The sequence below is a fragment of the Pseudomonas sp. CM27 genome (assembly GCF_013179515.1).
In the GTDB taxonomy this organism is placed as follows: Bacteria; Pseudomonadota; Gammaproteobacteria; order Pseudomonadales; family Pseudomonadaceae; genus Aquipseudomonas.
The window spans coordinates 1-5112 of the sequence record NZ_JABMCN010000342.1 but is presented as its reverse complement, the minus strand read 5'-3'; the positions used below and the strand labels follow the sequence as shown (position 1 = coordinate 5112).

Annotated in this window: 3 protein-coding genes and 1 pseudogene; 1 reads left to right on the top strand and 3 read right to left on the bottom strand. The window is 63.7% G+C overall.

Translation table 11 applies throughout. The features are described from left to right. A pseudogene (gene ttgB, locus HP547_RS27245) lies at positions 1-1528 on the bottom strand (multidrug efflux RND transporter permease subunit TtgB); the annotation flags it as partial. A gap of 3 nt (positions 1529-1531) precedes the next feature. Beyond that, on the bottom strand, positions 1532-2686 hold the full coding sequence (gene ttgA / locus HP547_RS27240; RefSeq protein ID WP_172226632.1) for a toluene efflux RND transporter periplasmic adaptor subunit TtgA: 1155 nt from the start codon (positions 2684-2686) through the stop codon (positions 1532-1534). Positions 2687-2942: 256 nt separating this feature from the next. On the opposite strand from ttgA, the gene ttgR reads away from it, so the two are divergent. Continuing rightward, positions 2943-3575, top strand: a complete 633-nt coding sequence (ttgR, locus tag HP547_RS27235) for an efflux transport transcriptional regulator TtgR (RefSeq protein WP_172226635.1) — start codon at positions 2943-2945, stop codon at positions 3573-3575. Positions 3576-3650: 75 nt separating this feature from the next. On the opposite strand, the gene HP547_RS27230 is transcribed toward ttgR, so the two are convergent. After that, positions 3651-5102, bottom strand: a complete 1452-nt coding sequence (locus HP547_RS27230; RefSeq protein WP_172226638.1) for an MDR family MFS transporter — start codon at positions 5100-5102, stop codon at positions 3651-3653. Between the last annotated feature and the right edge of the window lie 10 nt (positions 5103-5112).

Sequence of the window (5112 nt, the reverse complement as noted above, 5' to 3'; positions counted from 1 at the left end):
CTTTGGCCACATGGTGCTCGCCCTTTTTCAGCGGCGTCAGCATGGTGGCGCACAGCGCGGGGGTGAAGATAAGCGCAACCAGCACCGACAGGCCCATGGCCGAGACGATGGTGATGGAGAACTGCCGGTAGATCACACCGGTGGAACCGCCGAAGAACGCCATCGGCAGCAGTACCGCCGACAGCACCAGGGCGATACCCACCAGGGCGCCCTGGATCTGCTCCATCGAACGTTTGGTGGCCTCCTTGGGCGGCAGCCCTTCCTCGGACATCACCCGCTCGACGTTTTCCACCACGACGATGGCGTCATCCACCAGCAAGCCGATGGCCAATACCATGGCGAACATGGTCAGGGTGTTGATGCTGAAGCCCGCAGCGGCCAGGATGCCGAAGGTACCCAGCAACACCACCGGTACGGTCATGGTGGTGATGATGGTGGCGCGGAAGTTCTGCAGGAACAGGTACATCACCAGGAACACCAGCACCACCGCTTCGATCAGGGTGTGGATCACGCCGCTGATCGATTCGGTGACCACCGGGGTGGTGTCATACGGGAACACCGCCTTGACCCCTGGCGGGAAGAACGGCTCCAGGTCGCTGATGGTCTTGCGCAGTGCCTTGGCAGTGTCCAGGGCGTTGGCGCCGGTGGCCAGTTTTACCGCAAGGCCCGAAGCCGGCTTGCCGTTGAACTGGGCGCTGACCGCGTAGTTTTCACCACCCAGGCCCACCTCGGCGACATCGCCCAGGCGTACTTGCGAGCCATCGCTGTTGACCTTGAGCAGGATCTTTTCGAACTGCTCGGCGGTCTGCAGGCGGGTCTTGCCGATGATGGTCGCGTTCAGCTGGGTACCCGGCATGGCCGGCAGGCCGCCGAGCTGACCGGAGGACACCTGCACGTTCTGCGCGGCGACCGCGGTCTTGACGTCGACCGGGGTCAGCTGGAATTTGTTCAGCTTGGCCGGATCAAGCCAGATACGCATGGCGTACTGGGCACCGAACACCTGGAAGTCACCCACACCTGCGGTACGCGAGATCGGGTCCTGCATGTTGGAGACGATGTAGTTGGCCAGGTCGTCCTTGGTCATGCTGCCGTCTTCGGACACCAGGCCGATCACCAGCAGGAAGTTCTTCACAGCCTTGGTGACGCGGATACCTTGCTGCTGCACTTCTTGCGGCAGCAGCGGGGTGGCCAGGTTGAGCTTGTTCTGCACCTGCACCTGCGCGGTGTCGGCGTTGGTACCTTGTTCGAACGTGGCGGTAATGGTCATGCTGCCATCGGAGTTACTTTCCGACGACACATAGCGCAGGTTGTCGATACCGTTGAGCTGCTGCTCGATCACCTGCACCACGGTGTCCTGCACGGTTTGCGCCGAGGCGCCCGGGTAGGTCACGGCGATGGCGATCGCCGGCGGCGCGATGCTGGGGTACTGGTTGATCGGCAGCTTCAGGATCGACAAGGCCCCGACCAGCATGATCACCAAGGCGATCACCCAGGCGAAGATCGGGCGATCGATAAAGAACTTCGACATGGTTTACTCCGCTTTGGCGTCTGCTTTCGCCGTGTTGGCCTGGTCGGGGCTGGCCGGCTTCTGGACGTTGGTGGCTTCGCTGACCTTGACCTCGACGCCAGGGCGCACGTACTGCAGGCCTTCGGTGATCAGGCGATCGCCCGGGTTCAGGCCTTCCTCGATCAGCCAGTCGCTGCCCAGGGTACGGTTGGCCTTGAGCTGGCGCAGTTCGACCTTGTTTTCCTGGTTGACCACCAGCGCGGTCGGCGCGCCTTTCAGGTCGCGGGTCACGCCCTGTTGCGGGGCCAGGATGGCGTTGGCGTTGACCCCGGCCTTGAGCCGCGCATGCACGAACATGCCAGGCAGCAGGGTGTGGTCGGGGTTGGGGAAGATGGCGCGCAGGGTGACCGAACCGGTGGTCTCGTCGACCGCCACTTCGGAGAATTCCAGGCGGCCTTGCTGCTTGAACAGGCTGCCGTCTTCCAGCACCAGTTGCACCGAGGCGGCGTTGTCGCCGGCCTTCTGCAGCTGGCCGCTTTCGAGGTCACGGCGCAGCTTGAGCAGCTCGGCGGTGGACTGGGTGACGTCGACGTACATCGGGTCGAGCTGCTGGATGGTGGCCATGGCGTTGGTCTGGCCGTTGTTCACCAGTGCACCCTCGGTGAACGAAGAACGGCCGATACGGCCGCTGATCGGTGCCAGCACCTTGGTATAGCGCAGGTCGATCTGGGCGCTCTTGAGCGAAGCCTCGGCCTGCAATCGTTTGGCATTGGCGTCGTCGTATTCCTGCTTGGACACCGCCTGCTCGTCGATCAGCTGCTTGTAGCGCTCGGCCAGGGAGCGGGTGGCCTGCAGGTTGGCCTGGGCATTGCCCAGCGTGGCTTCGTACACGGCAGGGTCGATCTGGTACAGCTGCTGACCTTCCTTGACGTCGCTGCCTTCCTTGAACAGACGCTTGAGGATGATGCCGTTGACCTGCGGGCGCACTTCGGCGACGCGGTAGGCACTGGTACGCCCCGGCAGTTCCGAGGTCAGGGTGAAGGCTTGCGGCTGGATGGTCACGACGCCGACCTGAGGAGCCTGCGCCGCTGGCGCTGCTTCTTCTTTCTTGCAGCCACTGAGCAGGGTTGCCAGGGCGACGGCGGAAACCAGAGCGGTAACGGCTGGCTTGAATTGCATGAGGATCCTCGGATCGCTAGAGCAGGGAGACGCTCAAGAGTAATGGAAGAGTCTGATCTGGAAAAATTGCTATCCGGTAGATAAATAGCTTGCTAAGGAATATACTTACATTCATGGTTGTTTGTAAATACCGCTGGGTGGTACTCGGGTACTGCCACAGCCCTGATTAGCTTATCCGTGAGGCCCCCTGCAGAGGTGCCCGCGAAGCGTTCTCCCGTGCGCGCCGCGCGTTCGGGCCAGATGAGGTTGTACTGCCATGGTCCGTCGAACCAAAGAGGAAGCCCAGGAAACCCGCGCCCAGATCATCGAGGCGGCGGAAAGGGCTTTCTACAAGCGCGGGGTTGCGCGCACCACCCTGGCCGACATCGCCGAACTGGCGGGTGTGACCCGGGGCGCGATCTACTGGCACTTCAACAACAAGGCCGAGCTGGTGCAGGCATTGCTCGACAGCCTGCACGAGACCCATGACCACCTGGCGCGGGCGAGCGAAAGCGAGGACGAAGTCGACCCGCTTGGCTGCATGCGCAAATTGCTGCTGCAGGTGTTCAACGAGCTGGTGCTCGATGCCCGGACCCGGCGTATCAATGAAATCCTGCATCACAAGTGCGAGTTCACCGATGACATGTGTGAAATTCGCCAGCAACGGCAAGGTGCGGTGCTGGATTGCCATAAGGGCGTTGCCCTGGCGTTGGCCAATGCCGTGCGCCGGGGGCAGCTGCCGGGCGAGCTGGATGTCGAGCGCTCGGCGGTGGCCATCTTCGCGTATGTGGATGGCCTGATCGGGCGCTGGCTGCTGCTGCCTGACAGTTTCGATCTGTTGGGTGATGTCGAAAAATGGGTCGACACCGGGCTGGATATGCTGCGCTTGAGCCCGGCTCTGCGCAAATGACACTTTGTTAAGGATTGTGAGGGAGTGTTTCCCCCACGTATTAACAGAGGATTAAATGCGCGGCGCGGGGCGCCCCTAATGGCCGCGTAACTGCCGGTCTGGCAAGGCAATCGCTGCAACCAGCCCCAGTACAGCCACGGCAGCACTGGCCATCAGCAGCTGCCGGAACGTCTCCAGTAGCCGCCCCTGCGTTGCCAGGTCCACCTCGCCAGCCTTCAAGCTGCCAAGCAATGGGTTGCCCAGCAGTTCGAAGCCGCCCTGGTGCAGCAGCGTCAGCAGCAGGCTGGACATGCACGCCACACCCATGGCACCACCGAGCGAGCGGAACAGGTTGGTGGTGCTGGTGGCGACGCCAATATCCCTGCTGTCCACCGCACTTTGCGTACCCACCAGCGAGGTCGGGAACTGCAGCCCGCAGGCAATCCCGGTCAGTAACATGAACAGTGCGCTGAGCAGCGCCGACTGCGGCGGTGTCAGCGCCATGGCGAAGATGGCCAGCGGCATCAGCAGCGCCCCGGCAAGGATCTGCGGCTTGTAGCGCCCGGTTCGGCTGGTCATGCGCCCGCCGGTGAAGGCGCCCATGGGCAGCCCCATGGCCAGCGGCAGCAAATGCAGGGCGGCGCTGTCGGCGCCGGCGCCGGTGATGCCCTGGTAGCGCAAGGGCATCAGCATGGTCAGGGAAATCGACTGGAAACTGGCGAAAAAGATCACCCCCCAGCACAGCACTGCCACCCGGTTGCCGAACAGGCCGAGCGGCAGCAGTGGCTCTGGGCAGCGGCGTTCATGGACGGTGAACAGCGCCAGGCCGAGCACGGCGCAAGCGAACAGCGCCAGTACGGCCGGATTGGCCCAGCTATGGCCCTGGCCGACCAGGGTGATGCCCAACAGCAAACTGCCCAGGCCAAGGATCAGCAGCACGGCGCCCACGTAGTCCACCCGGGCCTGGCGACGCTGCACCGGCAGGCCGCCCAGGGCCCGGCGGATTGCCCACAAGGCCACCAGCCCCAGCGGCAGGTTGATCCAGAACACCCAGCGCCACGACAGGTACTCGGTGAGCCAGCCGCCCAGCACCGGCCCGGCGACGCTGGCCACTGCATACATGCTGCTGAAGTAACCCTGGTAGCGGCCGCGTTCGCGCGGCGGCACGAAGTCGCCGATGATTGCCTGGCTCACCGAAACCATACCGCCTGCGCCAATGCCCTGCAGCACCCGGGCCAGCACCAGTTGCGGCATGTCCTGGGCCAGGGCGCAGGCAATCGAGGCCACCGTGAACAGGCTGATGCCGGTGAGGATCATCCGCCGACGACCGTACAGGTCACCGAGCTTGCCGTAGATCGGCACGGCTACGGTCATCGCCACCATGTAGCCGGAGATGACCCAGGCCAGCAGACCGACATCGTTGAACTGGGCCGAGATCGCCGGCAGCGAGACGGCGACGATGGTCTGGTCGAGCGCGCCGAGGAAGATCGCCAGCATCAGGGCGGTGAGCACGTTGCGCAGGGAGGTGGGCGGCAGGGCGGCGGTCACGGGTTTACCT